We start from the raw sequence: 286 nt of genomic DNA, 5'->3' as shown, positions 1-286 counted from the left end.
GGCGGCGATGGCGCTGATCGCCGGCCGCATCGCCGAAATCGTCGGCGGCCGCACCACGTGGCGGCGGCTGGTCGAGGAAATCCATTTCATAGCCATGCCGGCAAAGCAGTGCCTTGCGCTCCGCCATGCCGGCCGGGTTGACACTGCCCTTGATCTTCTTCGGCAACAGCATGGCCTGGTCGCCGGCTCGATGCCGAAGGCGGCATGCAGCCCCCTGGCGTAGGGAAAGCCGGCCTCGGCATCGAGCCCGGGCAATTGCTGTTTTCCGAGGCGCCCAGGCTTGTCG

General features: G+C 67.5%; 1 pseudogene. It reads right to left on the bottom strand.

The annotated features are described in order from the left end of the window. Positions 1 to 286, bottom strand: a pseudogene (locus EN850_RS37655) (hypothetical protein); the annotation flags it as partial.

The sequence above is a fragment of the Mesorhizobium sp. M8A.F.Ca.ET.207.01.1.1 genome, assembly GCF_004794715.1.
Lineage (GTDB): Bacteria > Pseudomonadota > Alphaproteobacteria > Rhizobiales > Rhizobiaceae > Mesorhizobium.
The sequence above is the reverse complement of the archived record's forward strand: the minus strand, read 5'-3'. Positions and strand labels throughout refer to the sequence as shown.